Origin of the sequence: Mycobacterium sp. RTGN6 (assembly GCF_033804605.1) — a bacterium.
Taxonomy (GTDB): domain Bacteria; phylum Actinomycetota; class Actinomycetes; order Mycobacteriales; family Mycobacteriaceae; genus Mycobacterium.
On the sequence record NZ_JAPZKZ010000016.1, the window covers coordinates 46,947 to 66,225 of the forward strand.

Annotated in this window: 15 protein-coding genes and 1 pseudogene; 7 read left to right on the top strand and 9 right to left on the bottom strand. The window is 67.1% G+C overall.

Going from position 1 to position 19,279, the window contains the following annotated elements:
• Positions 1-1,047 (top strand): acyl-CoA dehydrogenase family protein, encoded by a 1,047-nt coding sequence (locus tag SLQ33_RS31005; protein WP_319457767.1) that lies wholly within the window; start codon positions 1-3, stop codon positions 1,045-1,047.
• Positions 1,048-1,059: 12 nt separating this feature from the next.
• A complete protein-coding gene (locus SLQ33_RS31010) occupies positions 1,060-2,250 on the top strand; it encodes an acyl-CoA dehydrogenase family protein (RefSeq protein ID WP_319457768.1) in 1,191 nt (396 codons plus the stop codon).
• Positions 2,251-2,341: 91 nt separating this feature from the next.
• On the opposite strand, the gene SLQ33_RS31015 is transcribed toward SLQ33_RS31010, so the two are convergent.
• Together SLQ33_RS31015 and SLQ33_RS31020 are read right to left on the bottom strand one after the other, a co-directional pair.
• Complete coding sequence (locus SLQ33_RS31015) at positions 2,342-3,571, bottom strand: amidohydrolase family protein (RefSeq protein ID WP_319457769.1); 1,230 nt, start codon at positions 3,569-3,571, stop codon at positions 2,342-2,344.
• 9 nt (positions 3,572-3,580) lie between these two features.
• Positions 3,581-4,726: a thiolase family protein gene (locus SLQ33_RS31020; RefSeq protein WP_319457770.1), complete on the bottom strand. Its 1,146-nt coding sequence runs from the start codon at positions 4,724-4,726 to the stop codon at positions 3,581-3,583.
• A gap of 98 nt (positions 4,727-4,824) precedes the next feature.
• Between SLQ33_RS31020 and SLQ33_RS31025 the strand changes: the two genes are divergently transcribed.
• The 3 genes from SLQ33_RS31025 (at position 4,825) to SLQ33_RS31035 (ending at position 9,470) form a co-directional block, all read left to right on the top strand.
• Entirely contained in the window at positions 4,825-7,011 is a 2,187-nt protein-coding gene (locus tag SLQ33_RS31025) for a molybdopterin-dependent oxidoreductase (protein WP_319457771.1), read from the top strand.
• Between the two features lie 131 nt (positions 7,012-7,142).
• The gene (locus tag SLQ33_RS31030) at positions 7,143-8,603 is read left to right on the top strand and encodes an aldehyde dehydrogenase family protein (RefSeq protein ID WP_413467762.1); all 1,461 of its coding nucleotides are present in this window, start codon (positions 7,143-7,145) and stop codon (positions 8,601-8,603) included.
• Positions 8,604-8,621: 18 nt separating this feature from the next.
• A complete protein-coding gene (locus SLQ33_RS31035) occupies positions 8,622-9,470 on the top strand; it encodes a mycofactocin-coupled SDR family oxidoreductase (RefSeq protein WP_319457773.1) in 849 nt (282 codons plus the stop codon).
• Between the two features lie 29 nt (positions 9,471-9,499).
• On the opposite strand, the pseudogene SLQ33_RS31040 reads toward SLQ33_RS31035, so the two are convergent.
• Positions 9,500-10,207: pseudogene (locus tag SLQ33_RS31040) on the bottom strand (SDR family oxidoreductase); the annotation flags it as partial.
• A gap of 36 nt (positions 10,208-10,243) precedes the next feature.
• A complete protein-coding gene (locus SLQ33_RS31045; RefSeq protein WP_319457774.1) occupies positions 10,244-11,455 on the bottom strand; it encodes a cytochrome P450 in 1,212 nt (403 codons plus the stop codon).
• Positions 11,456-11,641: 186 nt separating this feature from the next.
• Between SLQ33_RS31045 and SLQ33_RS31050 the strand changes: the two genes are divergently transcribed.
• Positions 11,642-13,138 (top strand): aldehyde dehydrogenase family protein, encoded by a 1,497-nt coding sequence (locus SLQ33_RS31050; protein ID WP_319457775.1) that lies wholly within the window; start codon positions 11,642-11,644, stop codon positions 13,136-13,138.
• On the opposite strand, the gene SLQ33_RS31055 is transcribed toward SLQ33_RS31050, so the two are convergent.
• Genes SLQ33_RS31055 through SLQ33_RS31070 form a run of 4 tightly spaced genes read right to left on the bottom strand, consistent with a single transcriptional unit; the run spans position 13,135 to position 17,021 of the window.
• Entirely contained in the window at positions 13,135-14,763 is a 1,629-nt protein-coding gene (locus tag SLQ33_RS31055) for an acyl-CoA synthetase (protein WP_319457776.1), read from the bottom strand. The genes SLQ33_RS31050 and SLQ33_RS31055 overlap by 4 nt on opposite strands.
• A 25-nt stretch (positions 14,764-14,788) precedes the next feature.
• Positions 14,789-15,391, bottom strand: a complete 603-nt coding sequence (locus SLQ33_RS31060; protein WP_319457777.1) for a PaaI family thioesterase — start codon at positions 15,389-15,391, stop codon at positions 14,789-14,791.
• Positions 15,388-16,008, bottom strand: coding sequence for a cysteine hydrolase (locus SLQ33_RS31065; protein WP_319457778.1), 621 nt, complete (start codon positions 16,006-16,008; stop codon positions 15,388-15,390). The genes SLQ33_RS31060 and SLQ33_RS31065 overlap by 4 nt, the downstream gene beginning before the upstream one ends.
• Entirely contained in the window at positions 16,005-17,021 is a 1,017-nt protein-coding gene (locus tag SLQ33_RS31070; RefSeq protein ID WP_319457779.1) for a Rieske 2Fe-2S domain-containing protein, read from the bottom strand. The genes SLQ33_RS31065 and SLQ33_RS31070 overlap by 4 nt, the downstream gene beginning before the upstream one ends.
• Before the next feature lie 101 nt (positions 17,022-17,122).
• Between SLQ33_RS31070 and SLQ33_RS31075 the strand changes: the two genes are divergently transcribed.
• Positions 17,123-18,646 carry a carboxylesterase/lipase family protein gene (locus SLQ33_RS31075; protein ID WP_319457854.1) on the top strand — a complete coding sequence of 508 codons (1,524 nt, stop codon included), beginning with the start codon at positions 17,123-17,125 and terminating at the stop codon, positions 18,644-18,646.
• Here SLQ33_RS31075 and SLQ33_RS31080 read toward each other — a convergent pair.
• Positions 18,612-19,235, bottom strand: a complete 624-nt coding sequence (locus SLQ33_RS31080; protein WP_319457780.1) for a TetR/AcrR family transcriptional regulator — start codon at positions 19,233-19,235, stop codon at positions 18,612-18,614. The two genes, SLQ33_RS31075 and SLQ33_RS31080, sit on opposite strands and share 35 nt — an antisense overlap.
• Positions 19,236-19,279: the final 44 nt, after the last annotated feature.

The following is a 19,279-nucleotide window of genomic DNA, read 5'->3' on the forward strand; positions in this document are numbered from 1 at the left end:
ATGGATCGCTACGAACTTCGCAGGGTGGACTACAGCCTGACGGGCGACCACACCGACCTGCAATCCGCGTACCAGCAGTTCTTCAAGACGAACTGCTCCATCGACGTCGTTCGCGCGGCCGAGGCCACGGGGTTCGACAAGGGCCTGTGGGAGCGGTTGTGCGCCACCGGTGCCACCACGATGGCGCTGCCCGAGGAGGTCGGCGGAGACGGCGCGACGATGGTCGACCTTGCGCTCGTCGCCGAGGAGTTCGGCCGGGTATTGGCTCCGGTGCCGTGGATCGAGCACGTCTGCGCCGCGCGGCTGCTGGCACGGCTGGGCGCGCTGGACGGCGACACCGCCGGGGTCGTGACGGGCGAGCAGATCGCCGGACTCGACCTGCGCGAGTCGAGTGCCGCGGGACCGCGGCTGATCTCGAACGGCTCGATCGCCGACCACGTCATCGTCCGCGACGGGGCCGACGTCGTCCGACTGACGTTCGACACGCGCCCTGCCGCAGTCGACAACATCGGCAAGCTGCCGATGGCGTGGATCGATCCGGGCACTGCGCAGGGGCGCACCGTGATCGGCAGCGGGGCGCAAGCGCTCGCGGACTACCAACTGGCGCTTGACGAATGGCGGCTGCTGATGGCTTCGGCGCTGGCCGGCCTCGTCGAGGAGACGATGACCATCGCGGCCGAGTTCGCCAAGACCCGGTACACCCTCGGTGTGCCCATCTCGACGCTGCAGGGCATCTCGCATCCGCTGGCCAACATGGCCATCACCGTGCAGGGCGGCCGAGCGTTGGCCAGGCGGGCGGCCTGGTACCTGGACAACGAACCCGGGGAGCGGCCCGAGTTGGGGCCGTCGGCGTTCGTCTTCATGACCGAGGAGGCGGCCAAGGCCGCCACCATGGCAGTGCACGTCCAAGGCGGCCTCGGCGTCTCGGATGAGGCCGCCGCAAGCGCCTACCTCGTCCGGGCGAGGGGCTGGCCGCTGGCCGGCGGTGACCCTGGAGCGACGACGCAACGCATTGGACGCATCGTGTCCGCGCGGGAAAGCCAGTAGGAGGCAATCACAATGGACTTTTCACGCGTGCAGCTGGCAGACGATGACCAGGCGTTCCTCGACGAGGCGAAGGCCTTCCTCGCCGAGCAGGTCACCGAGGACGTCATCCGACGGGACCGCGAGACCGGTGACAACTTCGACGAGGGCGTCCACCTTGCGCTCGGCGCCGCAGGCTATCTCCACGGCGAGTGGCACACCGAGGAGGAGGGTGGCTTCAGCCGGGTCCGACGTCGGCTGTGGGAGTTGGAGAAGCGCCGCTCCCACGTGCCGTGGGTGACGATGGGCACCACGACCATGGTCGCCAAGACCGTGGCCGCGTTCGGCTCGCCCGAACTCCGCGACGAGGTGCTCCCGCTAGTGTTCAGCGGGCACGCGCGACTCTGTCTCGGGTACACCGAACCCGAGGGCGGCTCCGACATTGCGACGTGCAAGACGCGGGCCGTTCGGGACGGCGATGACTGGGTCATCAACGGCTCCAAGATGTTCACCACCGGCGCGCACAATTGCCAGTACGTGTTCCTGATCACCAACACCGATCCGGACGCGCCAAAGCACAAGAGCATCACCATGTTCCTGGTTCCGCTCGATACCGAAGGCATCGAGATCCAGGGCATCCGCACCGTCGACGGCGACCGCACCAACATCGTCTACTACAGCGACGTGCGAGTGTCCGACAAGTACCGGCTCGGCGAGGTGAACGGCGGCTGGACGGTGCTGCGCGGGCCCCTCGACGCCGAGCATGGCGCCACTGCGTCAGCCGACGACGGGCTGCAGGACGTGGCCATCATGATGCATCAGGGCGAGTTCATGGTGAAGGCGTGTGACGTTGCCGGCAAGGTGGTCGGGACGCCGGACGTGAACGGGCGCAAGGCCATCGACGACGATTCGGTCGCCTATCGGCTGGGCCGCAGCGTCGCTCGCATGGAGGTGGCGATCAGCACGCCGAACATCTTCGGCCGGGTGGCCCTCGCGCAGTCGATGCGTGACGTGTCGCCCGATCTCATGGACATCCTGGGCACCGCGTCGGCGCTACCCGTGGGAACCGAGGGTGCGGCCGACGACGGTGCGGCCGAGTACGTCTATCGGTTCGCGCCACTCGTCGGCATCTACGGCGGCACACTCGAGGTGTTTCGGAACATGATCGCCCAGCACGTGCTTGGGCTGGGCAAGCCAAACTACTCGCCGCCCAAGAAGGCGTCGTGACATATCTGACCACCCGCGAGCGCGCGTGTCTGCGGGCGACACGCCGGGCGGAATGCGGACTTTGCGCGCGCTCGCGGCCCTTTGACGCTAGCTAGATCTCGGCCATCGCCGGCGGGTGGACCGCCTCGGGATCGGGATTGGCGATCGGTAGCCCCATGAAGCGGCGGGCGTTGTCACCCATGAAGTCATAGGTGCGCCGGACGTCCATGCCCTCGGCGTACTTCCAGAACCCCTTCGGTTCGGCCAGCCCCTCCGGGTGCGGGTAGTCCGATCCGAACATCACCTTGTCCCAGCCGACGGTGTTCACGACGTCGGACACGCAGCCCTCCCAGAATGGGCTGACCCAGATGTTGCGGCGGAAGACGTCGTGCGGATGCTCGGGGAAGTTCTGCGGCATCTTCTTCTGCAGGTCTTCGAAGTCGTTGAACAGGGGGAAGATCCAGCCGCTGCCGTTCTCGACGCTGGCGATGCGCAGCTTCGGGAACCGCGTCAGCGTGCCGTGGCAGATCAGCGCCGTGATCATGTCGGCGATCTCGCGGTGGCCCAGCACCATCCAGCGAAACGCGCTCTGCGCCATGAAGTTCTGCGTGTATGGGGGCTCCCACCGGCTGACGTAGTCGTCGAGCGGCGGGTAGCTGGCGTGCAGCACGATGGGCAGCCCGGCCGCCTCGACGTCGCGCCAGAACGGGTCGAATTCCGGGAGCGCGGGGGAGCGCCAGCCGTGCAGGCCGTTCACCGGGCCCGGCTTGATCAGCGCGACCTTGGCGCCACGCTCCAGGATCCAGGCCAGTTCACGCTGCGCCGCATCGACCTCGGACAGGTTGATGATCGGGGTGGTGAACACGCGGTTGTCGTAGTTGAAGCTCCAGTGTTCGGCGAGCCACTCGTTCAGCGCGTGGATGATGGCCAGCGTCAGCGCGGGATCGTCGGCGCTGGAGTGCTCCACGAGACTGCCGAGTGTCGGATAGTTCAGCGCCTCGACGACGCCCTGACGATCGAGTTCGGCGACCCGGTCTTCGGGATTGCGCGTGGCTGCCGGCGCCTCGATCGCCTTGCCCTGCATCTCGCGCAGCGTCTGCCCCTCGGTGTTCTCGCCCGCGAAGAACTTCTCGTGGGCACCGGGGGCCGCGACGCGCTCGAACGTCGGGTTCGGGATGAAGTCGGTGACCCTGTTGTTGATGACGATCCGGGTCTGGCGGCCGAACTGCGCGTACTGCACCGCACGCTTGTACTGCTCGGGCAGGAACTTGATCAGGGCGTCCGCCGTCTCGTACATGTGCTGATCGGCGTCGAAGACGGGCGCATCGCGGAACTGTGTCATGTGATCCCCTCAGGTCGTCAGCACGGTGGCGCCCGCGGTTCCCGGTGCGCCGTAGAGCTGGGCGAAACCCACTTTCGGTTCGCCGGGCACCTGACGGTCGCCGGCCTCACCGCGCAGCTGCTTGACGAGTTCGTGGATCTGGCGCAGCCCCGACGCGCCGATGGGCTCGCCGTTGGCGATCAGGCCGCCGTCGGTGTTGATGGGCATCGACCCGGTGATCTCGGTGGCCCCGTCAGCGAGCAGCTTCTCCTGGTCGCCGTCGGCGCAGAATCCGCACTCGGCCATGTGGATGACCTCGGCGCCTGCATCGGTGTCCTGCAGCTGGATCACGTCGACGTCCTCGGGTGCCACGCCCGCCTTCTCGAATGCGGCACGGGCGGCGAAGACCGTCGGCGCGGCGATCTCGTCGACCGGGGCGAAGGTGGTGTTCACCTCCCACGCGCCGTAGGTGCGGGTGCGGATCTCGACGGCGCGCAGGAAGACGGGCTTGTCGGTGTAGCGGTGCGCGATGTCGGCGCGGCACATGACGATGGCGGCCGCGCCCTCGTCGGGAGCGCAGAACATGTACTGCGTCAGCGGGTAGTTCAGCATCGTCGAGTTGAGGATCTCGTCCTCGGGGATCGGCTTGCGCCGGAACGCATTCGGGTTCAGCGCGCCGTTGCGGAAGTTCTTGGCCGCCACCTTGGCCAGGGTCTGTTGCGAGATGCCGTGCTGGTGCAGGTACCGGTTGGCCTTCATGCCGAAGAACTGCGTGGTGAGGTACTGGCCGTTCTCGGCGTACCAGCTCGGCATGCCGACCAGTGCGGGGTCCTCGGTGAAGGCGCCGCGCGGATGCTTGTCCAGTCCGACCGCGATGCCGATGTCGTAGTCGCCCAGTCGGATTCCGTCGGCGCAGGCCTTGGCGGCGCTGGCCGCGGTGGCGCAGGCGTTGAACACGTTGGTGAACGGGATCCCGGACAGCCCGACCATTCCGACGATCGCGTCGGGGTTGGCCACCGTCCAGCTGCCGCCTGCGGCGGCACCGATGTCGCCCCACGCCACACCGGCGTCGTCGACCGCGGCGAAGATCGCATCCACCGCCATCTCCATGGCGGACTTGCCGTCGAACCGGCCGAACGGGTGGAGGCCCACGCCGATGATCGCGACGTCATTCATCTGCGACAGTGCTCCCTCTGGTCGATTCCGCGGGCATGACGCGGCCCGTCGGGTGAAACAGGCCATCCCACTGTAACCGTTACAGTAACGTAGTACCGGTGATCGAACACAAGCCCACCTTCTGTCGCATTTGCGAACCGTTGTGCGGCATGGTCGCCACCGTCGAGGACGGTCGGCTGGTGGCGTTACGACCCGACAAGGACCATCCGTTGTCGTCGGGTTTCGCCTGCCAGAAGGGCATCGCGTTCACCGAGGTGGTCAACGACCCTGACCGCGTGCTGACCCCGTTGCGCAAGGGCCCCGACGGCTTCGAACCGGTGTCGTGGGACGAGGCGATGACCGACATCGCCGCCCGCTGCAACGACATCCACCGCAGGCACGGTTCCGGCGCCTTTGGCTGGTACATGGGCAACCCCGCGGCCTTCAGCTATTCGCACCTGTTCGGGGTGATGGCGTTCATCAAGGGCATCGGCCGTCACAGCCACTACTTCACGGCGTCGTCGCAGGACACCAGCTGCAGGCTGCTGGCCAGCCAGTTCCTGTACGGCACCCCGATGTCGGTTCCGATCCCCGACCTGATGCGCACCGACCTGCTGGTGATGATGGGCGCCAATCCGGTTGTCTCCCACGGCAGCTTCCTCACCGCGCCGCGCATCAAGGAGCGCATGCACGACGTCGTCAAGCGCGGCGGCAGAGTCGTCGTGATCGACCCGCGCCGGTCCGAGACCGCCGCGCAATTCGAGTGGCTCGGCATCGTCCCGGACAGCGACGCCTACTTCCTGATGTCACTGCTCGAGGTGATGTTCGCCGAGCACCTGGTCGACTGGACGACGGTGTCGACCCAGGCGGACGGGCTCGACTGGCTCCGCGCTCAATGCGCGCCATTCAATCCCGAGGCCACGGAGTCGCACACCGGCATCGCGCCGTCGGCGGTTCGCGAGTTGGCGCGGGCGCTCGTGAGCACACCAAGGGCGGCGGTGTACGGGCGGCTCGGCACCTGCGTGGGACGCCAAGGCACGCTCACCACGTACCTGATCGACGCGGTGAACCTGGTGGCGGGCAACTTGGATCGACCTGGCGGCAGCGTGTTCAGCACGCTTGGCATCGCCGGGCAACGCCTGGGCTTCATGGCGATGGGCGCATCCCTTCGCCGGACCTACCGCCGCAAGCGCACCCGCGTCGGGGGATTCAGGTCGGTGATCGCGGCGGAGCCCGCGGCAATGATGGCCAAGGAGATGTCGACTCCGGGCAAGCACCAGATCAAGGCGCTCTTCGTCAGCGCGGGCAATCCGGTGTTGTCGGTCCCGAACGGACAGGAGTTGGAAGCGGCCTTCGAGAAGCTGGAACTCGCCGTCGGACTGGACTTCTACGTCACCGAGACCACCGCACACTGTGACTACATCCTGCCGGTCACGACGATGTACGAGCGTGACGACTTTGCGCTCACCTTTCAGCAGTTCCAGGCCACCCCATTCCGCCAGACGACGGAAGCCGTGGTCGACGCGCCGGGGGAGGCGCGCTCCGAGTGGGACATCGTCGACGACCTGACGAGCCGGATGGGCTCGCGCACACCGGTCTTCGCGGCGCTTGCGGCGGCGCGCAAGGTGCTGGGCATGTTCGGGCGTCGGCTCAACCCGCGCGCATTGGCCGACGGCATGATCCGGCTGTCGGACGGCGGTGATCGGTACGGGTTGCGCCGTGGCGGACTGACGTTCAGCCGGCTCAGCGGCGAGCATCCGCACGGCGTCGTCGTCGCACCCCACATCCGGACCGGCGTGCTCGGCGAGGTGGTGGTGTACCGCCACGCCCGGGTGCGGTTGAGGCACGACGACATCGCCGCGGAGATCTCCGCGATGCGCAAGCGCGGCCAGCCGGCGGGCTTCCCGATGAAGATGATCGGGATGCGGGAGCCGCGGTCGGAGAACTCGTGGATGCACAACTCGCCGCTGCTGATGCGTGGGGAGCGCGTCCACCGTGCGCTGATGCACGAAGACGACGCTGGGCAGCGCCACATCGCCGACGGTGACACCGTGGAGGTCAGCTCGCCGCACGGCCGGATCGCGCTCCCGGTGGCGCTGACCCGCGACATCGTGCCGGGCACCATCGCGATCCCGCACGGCTGGGGGCACAAGGGCACCGGGGGATGGCAGCTGGCCAACCGCGCAGGCGGGGCCAACGTGAACCAGCTGATGTCAACCGATCCGCGCGACGTCGAGGCGCTGGCCGGGATGTCGTGGCTCACGGGTGTCCCCGTCGAGGTGGAGCCGGTCGCAGCCGGATCGTAATACTGTAAGGTTTACAGTTGATAACTGTAGTCCGGCCGGCTGGGAGATGACACGTGAGCGACGTCGCGCAGGAGCAGGTCGCGCCCAGTGTCGAAATCGGCAGGCGCGCGGCAGTGCACGCCGAGCGAAGGATGCTCGTCGACGGTGAGCTCGTCGCCGCGGACTCCGGTGCCGAGTTCGACAATGTGAGTCCGGCAACGGGTTTGGTGATCGGCGCGACTGCGGCTGCCGGTGCCATCGACATGGACCGCGCCATCGGAGCGGCCCGGCGCGCCTTCGACGAGACCGACTGGTCCACAAACGGTGCGCTGCGGCAGCGCTGCCTCGGCCAACTCCAGGAGGCCATCGCCTCCGAGCGCGACGCGTTGCGCGAGGAGTTGATCGCGGAGGTCGGCTGCCCCGACATGACGATCGCCACCGCACAGTTGGACTGGCCGCTCGCTGAGTCGCTGCGCTATCCCGCCGGCCTCATCGACACGTTCGAATGGGAACGTCCACTCGAGGGCGGGGGCCTGTTCGGCGAGCGCAACGTCCGGACGGTGGTGAAGGAGCCGGTGGGCGTCGTCGGTGCCATCACCCCCTCCAACTTCCCGATCGAGGTCATTCTCAACAAGCTGGGGCCTGCGCTGGCGACCGGCAACACCGTCGTACTCAAGCCGGATCCGCACACCCCTTGGAACGCAACCCGACTCGGCAGGCTCATCGCCGAGCGCACCGACATCCCCGCGGGTGTGGTGAACGTCGTCCCCACCCCGGCCAACGACGTCGCGGAGCTGCTCGCCACCGACCCGCGTGTCGACATGGTGTCCTTCACCGGTTCCACCGCGGTCGGCAAGTTGCTGCTGCGCCAGGGTGCCGAGACCATGAAGCGCACCTTCCTCGAACTCGGTGGGAAGTCGGCGCTCATCGTCACCGAGGACGTCGACCCGGCCAAGATCATCCCCAGCGCCGTCGGGGTTTGCGTGCATGCCGGGCAGGCGTGTGCGCTCACCACCCGCATGCTGATCCACCGCTCGTTGTTCGACGACGCCGTGGCGGGCGTGACCGCGGCGTTCGGCATGGTGCCCGTCGGTGATCCGGCGCTGCCGCAGACGCTCGTTGGTCCGGTGATTAGTGCGAAGCAGAAGGAGCGCGTGCTTGCCGCGTGCGACCAGGCCCGCCGTGCTGGCGCCGAGATCACCGTGGGCGGAGGCTCGTTCGATGCCACAGGTCCGTTGGCCGGTGGGTTCTTCGTACAGCCGACCGTCGTCGTCGGCGTGGACAATAGCGCCGCGATCGCCCAGGACGAGATCTTCGGACCCGTGCTGGTGATCATTCCGTTCGACGACGACGACGAAGCCGTGCGGATGGCCAACGACAGCGCATTCGGACTTGCCGGCGCGGTGCTGTCCGGGTCACTCGAACGTGGCCGCAGCATCGCCCGACGCATCCGCACGGGATCGATCGGCGTCAACGGCGGCATGTTCTACGGCGCCGACGCTCCGTTCGGCGGCTACAAGAGCAGTGGCATCGGCCGCCAGTGCGGTATCGAAGGCTTTCAGCAATACCTGGAAACGAAGACCATCGCCCACCGGGTGCCCCGGCAGGGCTAGAACGAAGGACGCAGGCGAATGGGCAAGCTGGACAACAAGATCGCCGTCGTGTCGGGCGCGGCTCGCGGCCAAGGTCGTTCGCACGCCGTCAACCTGGCGGCTGAGGGCGCGAGCATCATCGCGCTCGACATCTGTGCCGATCTGGAGGGCAACACGTACCCGCTGTCGCGGCCAGAGGATCTCGACGAGACGGCGCGCATGGTGGAGAAGGAAGCGGTGCGGTGCCACACGGCGATCGTCGACGTGCGCGAGCGCAGTGCGGTCTGGAAGGCCATCGCCGATGGCGTCGCCGAGCTCGGCGGGCTGGACGTCGTGGTCGCCAACGCCGGGATCTGCGCGATGGGCAAGGGGCAGACCATGCAGTCGTGGTCGGACACCATCGACACCGATCTGGTCGGCGTGTTCAACGTCATCCAGGCCAGCCTCCCGCACATCAGCGACGGCGGGTCGATCATCGCGACGGGATCGCTTGCGGCGCAACTGGGTAGTGCGACCAACCAGGGTCCGGGCGGCTCGGCGTACAGCCTGGCCAAGCAGATCGTGGCGCGCTACGTCAACGACCTGTCGATCCAGCTGGCCAAGCGGATGATCCGGGTCAACGCGGTGCATCCCACCAACGTCAACACCGACATGTTGCAGAACGAGGGCATGTACACGGTGTTCCGGCCAGACCTGAAGGAGCCGACGCGGGAGGACGCCGAGGCGACGTTCTCGATGATGCAGGCGATGCCGGTGCCGTACATCGAGCCGCAGGACGTTTCCGACGCGGTGGTGTTCCTGGCCAGCAACGCCTCGCGCTACATCACCGGCACGCAGTTGCGCATCGACGCGGGCGGTTACGTGAAGGCCAAGCCCTGGAAGGGCTGACCGCCGAGGCGTTCTCCCCGCGGAGGGTGCTACGCGGGATCGATGTAGAGATCCAGCGTTGGTGAAGATCCGCCGCCGTACCGCGAAAGATCGGTGACTCCCGCCTGCGCAAGGACGTCCGCATCGACCAGCGTCTGGCCCGTCATGGTGCCGCGGGGTTGCGACAGCATGAGCATTGCCGCGTCAGCCATGACGCGCGGGCTGCGCGCCTTCGCGACGGCCTCATCGCCGCCCAGGAGGTTGCGGATGACCGCGGTGGCGATACGTGTCTGAGGCCATAGGCAATTCGCGTCTATCCCGAACTCGGCGAACTCGGCGGCCCACCCCAGCGTCAGGATTGTCATCGCGTATTTCGTCATCGTGTAGGCAGGGAACCGACCGAGCCACGCGGGCGCCATGTTCAGCGGTGGGGACAACGTGAGGATCGCTGGATGCGAGGAATCGCGTAGCGCAGGTAAACACGCCTGGGTAAGCGCGAACGTGCCGCGCATATTGACGTCTGCCATCAGGTCGTATCGCTTCAACGGAAGTTCGTTGGTGCCGGCCTGAGCCATCGCGCTGGCATTGTTCACGACGATGTCCACCGTGCCAAAGTCATTGACTGCCACGTCAACTGCTCGGCGGACGTCCTCCTCGTTTCGCACATCGCCGACTACCGCTCGAGCACGGCCACCGGCGCGCTCGATCTGCTCGACTGCGGTGTGGACCGTGCCGGGCAGTCGTGGATCTGGTTCGTCCGGTTAGGCAGGCCCGCTCGAACGAAGCATCGGCGCTCACGCGGCGTCGAACGTCACCGGCAACACATTCGGCGAACGGAACGGTTGGCCGTGGATGTGCGGATCGCCCTCGTCGAGCAGTGTGATGTTCTTCAGCCGGCTCAGCAGACACTCCACCGCAACGCGGGATTCCAAGCGCGCCAAGTGAAGTCCCAGGCAGGTGTGCTCGCCTGCGGCGAACGTAATGTGCGGCGTGCGCTTGCGGAAGATGTCGAACTCCTCTGGACGGTCCCACCGTGACTCATCGCGGTTGGCCGAACCCATGCACACGTCGATCACGGAGTCCTTGGGGATTTCGATCCCGTCGAGTTCAGTGTCCTCGCTGGTAAAGCGCTGCACCGTCGTCAGGGGCGTTTCGAATCGCAGCCCCTCCTCGATGGCGGGTCCGATGAGCTCGTGATCGTCTTGCACTGCGGCGAACTGGTCAGGGTGGGTGAGCAGCAGGTGCAGCAAGTTGCCCGACGACCGGTAGGTGGTCTCGAGGCCAGCGGGCAGGAGAAGCCGCAGGAACGAGTAGATGGCCTCCTCGGTCAGCTTCTCCCCGTCGATGTCCGCAGTGACGAGATCGCCGATGATGTCTTCGGTGGGGTTGTCCTTGCGGGCATTCATCTGTGTCAGGAAGTAATCCTTCAGCGCCGCAGACGATTCGAACGCCTGCTTGTACTTGACCGTATAGCTGATGAGGTCGACGGCCCACTTGCGGAACTTGGGCAGATCCGCTTCGGGGAGACCGAGCAACTTGGCGATGACGCGAGTGGGGAACTCGAACGTGAATTCCTTGATGAGGTCCGTCCGGCCCGAGTTGATGAACTCGTCGATGAGTCCGTCGACGACGGGCCGCACGATCTCGGGCTCCCACCGCACCAACGACCTTGACTTGAACGCCGCTGATACGAGGTTGCGGTGCGCACGGTGTTCGGCTCCACCCATCGCGAGAATCGTCGGGCCGATGAACATGCCGATGGTGGAGTCGTACATCGCGGAGTTGAAGGTCTTGCCGTCCCGGTACACTGTGTTGACCGCGTCGAATGACATGGCGGAGTAGCACTGCTTGGGACGGAACTGCTCGGGTGTCTTGGAGTAATCCATGACGGTGCCCTCGAAGACGCCGTTCTCCGCGCGCTTCTTGGCGAAGAACGGATACGGGTTGCGCAGCAGGCTGGCCCTGTCGGCCCGCTGCTGGCTGGCGTCTTGTACTTCGGTTTCCACCACAGCCCCCCGCGTCGTAAAGCCTAGTGGACGGCGATGCCGCACGTCCGTACTGTAAATATTACAGTAGCTTATCCCACGTGCCCGGAGCGATGACGGCGACATCGCAGACGGCCGCGAATCGGGTGCTACCGTGAGCCTTACCGGAGGGCGTCGCGCCGCCGGGAGTTACGGAGTCTGGTGGCGATGAGTACAGCGGAACAGCACCTCGGCGTTGAGCTCGGGGCCGAAGCCTCGCAGATGCGGGAAGCCCTCGACCGCCAGCGCCGGGCCTTCGTGGCGGACGGCCCACCCAGTCTGGCCGTTCGGCGCAACCGCATCGACCGACTGATGGCGTTGGTGCTCGACAACACCGACGCATTCGTCGACGCCATGGCGGCCGACTTCGGCACCCGGTCACGGGCGGCCACGTTGTTCACCGAAGTGGTCGGCATCATCCCGGTGATCGAGCACACACGCGCGCACGTGGCGGAGTGGATGTCCGCCACCAAGCTGATGCGGGTGGGACGCATCTTCGGGCTGCGCGCCGAGGTCGAGTCCACCCCACTGGGCGTCGTGGGCATCATCGGCCCGTGGAACTTCCCGCTGAACCTGGTCGTGCTGCCCGCCGCCGCGGCGTTCGCGGCGGGCAACAGGGTTATGCTCAAGATGTCCGAGATCACCTCCCACACAGCGGAATTGATGGCCGCCGTCGCGCCGAAGTACTTCAGCCCCGAGGAACTCGTCGTGGTGACGGGTGGCCCGGACGTCGCGGCCGAGTTCTCGACGTTGCCGTTCGACCACCTCTTCTTCACCGGGTCGCCGTCGATCGGCGCTCGCGTGCAACGCGCCGCCGCCGAGCACCTGGTTCCGGTGACGCTGGAACTCGGGGGCAAGAACCCCGTGGTCGTCGCACCCGACGCCGACGTCCGTCGCTCGGCCGCCCGCATCGCCGCGGCCCGAATGGTCAACGGGGGACAGGTGTGCGTGTGTCCGGACTACGTTTTCGTCCCCGACGACCGAATCGACACCTTCGTCGACGTCGCGCGGGAGACCCTGCGTGGCATGTTCCCCACGATCGTGTCGAACGGCGACTACTGCTCATCGGTGAACGAGGCCAACTTCGACCGCGTGGTGGGTCTGATCGACGACGCGCGCGACGGTGGCGCCCAGGTCGAGAGCATCGCGCCAACCGGTGAGGCGTTGCCCGATCGGGCCACCCGCAAGATCGCGCCGACCATCGTGCGCGGGGTGGACGATCGCATGAAGATCGCCAGCGAGGAGGTCTTCGGGCCCGTGCTGGTCGTGATGGGATACGCACAACTCAGCGACGCCATCGACTACATCAACCAAAGGCCCGCGCCGTTGGTGGCCTACTGGTATGGGCCCGACGGGGCGCACTTCCGCAGCTTCGTGCGGAACACCCGCAGCGGCGGCGTCGCGCGAAACGACTTCGCGGCACAGATGATTCCGTCGGCCGCACCCTTCGGCGGCGTCGGCCGCAGCGGTATGGGCGCCTACCACGGCAAGGCGGGTTTCGACACCTTCAGCCATCAGCGGACCGTCGTGGGCACCGACCTTCCGTTCAGCATCACGGGTTCGGCCTCGCCGCCGTTCACCCGGCCGATGAAGGCCTACGCCGACATGTCCTTGCGCATGGCGCGGCGCCGCACCAATCGACGCCTCAAGTCCAACGAGGCCTAGGTGCTCGCCTGCTCGCGAGCCCACCGGTAGTCGGCTTTGCCCGCCGGGCTGCGCTCGATCACCGGGCGGAATACGACGGCCTTCGGCAGCTTGTAGCGCGCCAACGACGTTGCGGCGTGGGCGATCAACTCGTCCGCGTCCACCACGGCACCGTCGGCGAGCGCGACCACCGCCACCACCTCCTGGCCCCAGCGCTCGCTGGGTCGCCCGGCGACCACCACGTCGGCCACGGCCGGGTGCGCGGCGATGGCCGTCTCCACCTCTTCGGCGAAGATCTTCTCGCCGCCCGAGTTGATGGTGACCGAGTCGCGCCCGAGCAGTTCGACGGCGTCGGCGTCCACGAGCCTGGCCCGGTCGCCGGGAATGGCGTAGCGCACCCCGTCGACGACGGGAAACGTCGCCGCAGTCTTGGCTGCGTCACCCTTGTAGCCCAGTGGTACGTAGCCACGCTGGCCAAGCCAACCGATGCCGTCGTGGCCTGCCTCGAGCACGGTGCTCATGTCCTCGGAGATCACGACCGTGTCCGGGCCTGGCTTGAACCGCCCGGTCGACACCGCACCCGGTGCCGACATGTGCGACATCTGGGCACCCGTCTCCGACGAACCGACTCCGTCGACGACGACGAGGCCGGGTTTGGCATCGATCAAGCGCTGCTTGGTAGTTGGAGTCAGAAGCGCCCCGCCGTTGGCGACCGCGGCCAGCGGCGTCGAGCCCGCACGTTCGATGGCCGCGGCGAGCGGTCTGGCCATGGCGTCGCCGACGACCGTCACGACCATGACCCCCTCGCGTTCGATGGTCGCGACCACCTCGTCGGCGTCGAGGCGGTCGACCACCGAGGCGAACACTACTGTCTGTCCCGTGGTCAGCGCCGTCATGACGCCCCACTGGGCGGCCCCGTGCATCAGCGGCGGGAGGATCATCAGCTTGGTCCCCGTCCCGGCGGCGGCGCGCTCGACGAGCCCCTCGATCGAATCGATCACCGTGCCGTCGAACAGATTCCGCCCACCGAACGAGGTGACGAAGATGTCGTGTTGGCGCCACAGCACGCCCTTCGGCATGCCGGTGGTGCCACCGGTGTAGAGCACGTAGAGATCGTCGGGGGAGGGCTCGACGGGTGGTGGCTCCGCTGCGCTGGACGCCAAGGCTTCTTCGTAGTCGACGGCGCCGTCGAGCAGTTCGTTGCCGGAGTCGTCGGCGATCTGGATGAGCACCTTCAGCCGTGGCAGGTCGGGCAGGATCTCGGCCACACGCGGAGCGAAGGCGGCGTGGTAGACCAGTGCAGTGGCACCGGAATCCGCCAGCAGGTACTGCAATTCGTTCTTGACGTAGCGGTAGTTGACGTTGAACGGCGCGACGCGGGCCCGGAACGAGCCGAGCAGGGCCTCGACGAACTCGTTGCCGTTGTAGGCGTAGACGCCGAGTAGGTCCTGGCCGACCTCGTGGCCCGCCAACGCCGATCGGCCGGTGTGGCAACCCAGTCCGCGTGAGTGCAGATAGGACGCCAGCCGGTTGGACCGGTCGACGACGTCGGCATACGTGTAGCGTCGGTCGCCCTGGGTGAGCAGGACGCGATCGGGAATCGCGGCCGCGACGGCGTCGAACACGGCGGAAACGGTGAATTGCATTGCGGTCCTTGAAGTCTTCGTTAAGTCAGGGTTGGTGGGGGAGTAGCTTGATCATGAGTCCGTTGGCCTCCGACAGCACGGTGCCCTCGGCATCGGTCATGGTGGCGGTGATGAAGGCCTTGCGGCCGTCGAGCCGGTCGATGCGGCCCCGCGAGATCAGCGGCTGATCGATCGGCGTGACGGCGCGGTAGTCGACGTGCAGGTACGCCGTCCGGCTGATGGGGCGCCCCGCGGCCGACACGATCATGCCGAAGTGCCAGTCGTAGAAGAGCGGGATGACGCCGCCGTGTACGGCCATGTTGCCGCCCACGTGAAACCGGCTGAATTGGCCCTCCATGGTCACGCCGTCCGCGCTGTAGTCCGTGAACGTCCACGGCGGAATCAACGGATGGCCGAGGCCGGGCAGCTTGGTGGCCCGCCCCGCGGGAGCCTGACCATCCGGAACCTGATGCGGTTCAAGCGTTTCGCAGGCCCGCTCAATCGCCTCGGTGGCCGCGGTCCAGGACTCGCCGTCCGGATCGGTGGAGACGGCGAGATCCTGCAGCCGGCGCACCGCCGCGGTGAACCGCTCCAGTTCCGGTGGCGCGTCGACGGGTTTGAGCTCGGGGAAGCCGCGCGTCTCCGTCATGGGGCCTGCCAGGTCGTGATGAGCTCGTCGGTCGTGGTCACCGTGGCGAGCAGGGAAAGGCTGTTGTCGATGACGGCGGCGCCGTACTCGGCCGGGAAACCCGCCACCGCGTCGCGCGGCAGGACCACGGTGTATGCGGCGTTGACGGCGTCCATGACGAGGTTGGGGATCGCAATGTTCAGCGAGACCCCCACCGCGACGATGGTCGTCACGCCGAGGTTGCGCAGGACCGCATCGAGGTCGGTGCCGCCCATCGGGCCGACGCCGTGCCAGCGGGACAGTACGAGATCGGTTGGGGCAGGGCCGAGTTCGGGCAGCAGCGTCGCCCCTTCGCTGCCCGGGGTGACGTCGACGCCCTTGGCGGCGCCGGCGAACAGTCGCGCATTGTGGTTGGCGCCAAGCCCGTCGGGGCGGCGCTGCACCAGGCAGTGCACGATCCGCACGCCCGCCGTGCGGGCGGCGGGCAGCAGTCGGACGATGTTGGGCAGCGCCTCGCGGCGGGCCTCGGCGGCCAGCACCGCAAGCCCTGCGTTCGGGCCCATCACCGCGCCCTGGCACTCCTGGGTGACGATCGCGGTGTGGGCAGGCGTGACGAGGTCACCGAGCGCGGGTCTCATACGCGGGTCTCTGCCGGCTCGGCGGCGGAGACCTCGTAGAACTGTGTGGCCCATTTGCGCATGGCCATGTAGGGGATGGCGTCGATCTTGGCCAGGGCGGGTCGTTCGACGTACTTTTGGTAGCGCCAGATGTCGCAGTCCTCCCAGACGGTCTTGAGGAATTGCTTCTCGACCTGGGTGCGGACGTGATCCGGTGGGACGTCGGAGGTTTCGCCGTCGACCTTGGGCCACCAGATCGAGTAGAACATGTCGGAGACTTCGTCGTCGACGGGTGTGCAGGCGAAGATCAGCCGATGGTTGGACGAGCCCTCGAACACGCTCATCGCGAATCCGAGTCCGGAGAAGTGACTGTGGATGCGCAGCGCCATCTCGTTCGGGTCGTCGCTGCGGGCGTCGGGCCAGCCGGTCAGGAACCGCCATTCCTCGTCGACGTGTTCCCAGTGCAGACATACCGGTGTCACCGAGGCTCCGTGCACGTAGCGGAAGTGCGAACTGTCCGGTCCGTTCTCGGCGACGATCTGGGGGTGCACCGGGATGGCGTCGGCGCGGCTGGAGAACTCGGGGTAGGGCCGGTAGTACGCGTTCGGGTCGGTCTCGAATTGGGGGAACTTCAGAAAGATGTCGGGCAGTTCCCAGCGCGGAGGGTCCCCGGCTGGGTGGTACCACATGAAGATGCAGCCGTACTGCTCCTGGACGGGGTAGGAGCGCAGCCGCAGCCCGCGGTTGGGCCGGTCGGGTTGGTACGGGATGTAGCGGTTGGTGCCGTCGGGGCCCCAGCGCCAGCCGTGGAAGGGGCATTCGACGCAGTCGCCGACGACCTTGCCGCCGTGTCCGATGTGCGCGCCGAGGTGCTTGCAGTGCGCCTCCATCACGTGCAGGTCCCCGGATTCGTCGCGGTAGGCCGCCAAGTCCTCGCCGAAGTACTTGAGCGCCTTGACGTCGCCCACTTCGAACTCGGCCGACCAGCCGATCATGAACCAGCCCGTGACCTTCCAGGTGAACGGCACCTTCACTGCTAGCCACCCCTTTGATCGGTCGAAACGAGGTCAATGGAATACATTACAGTAGAGGCTTCGGCAGGCGCTTCGGACCGGGTTGGGAGACGACGACGGTGGTGATCGATCAGTCGGCGCGGGTACACACCACCGGCGGCATCGTCCAGGGCTTCGTGCGCGCCGGCTTGGCGAGGTGGCGATCCATCCCTTATGCCCGGCCACCCATGGGACCACTACGATTTCGTGCTCCACAACCGCCGCTGCCCTGGCGCGGCGTGCGGTACTGCGAGGAGTTCGCCTACTGCGCGCCGCAGGATCCGCGGTACACGTTCATGGGGCGCGGCGGCCGTCAACCGATGAGCGAGGACTGTCTGACGCTCAACGTCGTCTCCTCGACCGAACCGCACGACGGGCCACTGCCCGTGATGTTCTTCATCCACGGCGGCGGCTACATGTTCGGCAGCTCCGCCACGTCGGTGTACGACGGCGCGGCCATCGCGCGCCGGGGAGCCGTTTACGTGTCGGCGAACTATCGGCTCGGGGCGCTGGGGTGTCTCGACCTGTCGTCGCTGTCCACGCCGGAGCACCCGCTCGAGGCCAACCTGTTCTTGCGCGACCTGGTGGCGGCGCTGGGTTGGGTGCGCGACAACATCGCCGAGTTCGGCGGTGACCCCGACAACGTCACGATCTTCGGCGAGAGCGCGGGAGCCCATGCCGTGACGACACTGCTCGCCGTCCCCGAGGCGGCCGGGCTGTTCCACCAGGCGATCTCGGAGAGCCCACCAGGCGGGCTCATCCACCAGGCCGAGTACTCCGCCGAGATCGCTCGCCGATTCGCCGCCGGGCTCGGTGCCGATCCGGTGGAAGGCGCGCGGGCCGTGATGACCGCACGACCGTCGCAGCTCGTCAGGACGCTGGAGCGCATCATGACGGACACCATCCGCGAGACGCCCGACTCCTTCGGGATCGGCGCCACCGTTGGCGGCGACTACCTGCCACGGACGCACGTCGACGCGATGGCGCGTGGGGAGGCACACCGCGTGCCGCTGATCATCGGCAGCAACGCCACCGAGGCCAGCCTGTTCGCGAAGTTCATGGACTACCTGCCGACCAACGAGCCCGTCATCGAGAAGTTCCTCGAAAGCGCGGAACCCGAAGTGGCGCAAGGAGTGCGGGAGGCCTACCCGGGATATCCGAGCAAGGCCGCCTGCCTGGCCTTCGGCAGTGACTTCACGTTCGGCGCGAGAGCCTGGGAGCTCGCCGAGGCGCATTGCCTGCACGCGCCGACGTACCACTACCGCTACGACTACGCGCCGCGCCCACTGCAGTGGACCGGCTTCGGCGCCACCCACGGCAGCGAACTGCTTGCGGTGTTCGACGTGTACGACACCCGGATGGGTGGGTTGTTGACGGTGGCGGGCGACCGCGGGTCGGCGCGTTCGGTCAGCAGGGACGTTCAGCGCCGCTGGCGGTCGTTCAGCAAGACTGGCGTGCCCGGCGACGACTGGCCCCGCTACACCACCGGCGAGCGAGCGACGATGATCTTCGATCGCCGTTCCCGCGTGGAGTCGGACCCCACGGCGGCGCGGCGCGCGGCATGGGCGGCGCTCAGCGCGTCCCGCGGGGACCGTAGTCGGAGCTGATGCGCGTCCGGGCGAAGTCCAATTCCCTTGCGAGGTCGTAGCGTTCGGACATCACGATCCAGTGGAACGCGATGCCGAAGATCGACGCGCTGATGTCGTTGACTGCCCGCTCGACGTCGATGTCGGGCCGGACCGATCCGTCGGCTATCCCGGTTCGCAGCCCCGCCTCCACGGCCTCGACGCCACGCTCGAACCAGGTCTGCATCACCGTACGCACTGGCGAGGTCGTCTTGACAGCCTCGAACGTCATCGCGAACATCGCGCGCAGGAAGTCAGGGTCCTGCGCATACATCTCCTCGATCCGGTGGAGGTGGGCGACCGCGTTCTCCATGCCGGTGGCGCCGGGCTCTGGGCCGGGTAGCAGACGTTGCACGTAGCCGTCTTGCAGGAACGCGTCGAGGATGGCGTCCTTGCTGCCGTACCGCGCATGAACCATCGCGCGGCTATAGCCCGCGCGCCTGCCAATCTCGGCGGCCGTGGTTGCTTCCCAACCCTTTTCGGCGATGAGCTCAGCGGCGGCCTCGACGAGTCGACGGTTGGACGTCTCGACTCGTTGCGGTTGCGTAAGCCCGCGGCTGGGAGTGGGCACCCTTGCATAATAGACGCTCGACAACTAACTTAGTTGTTTATCGT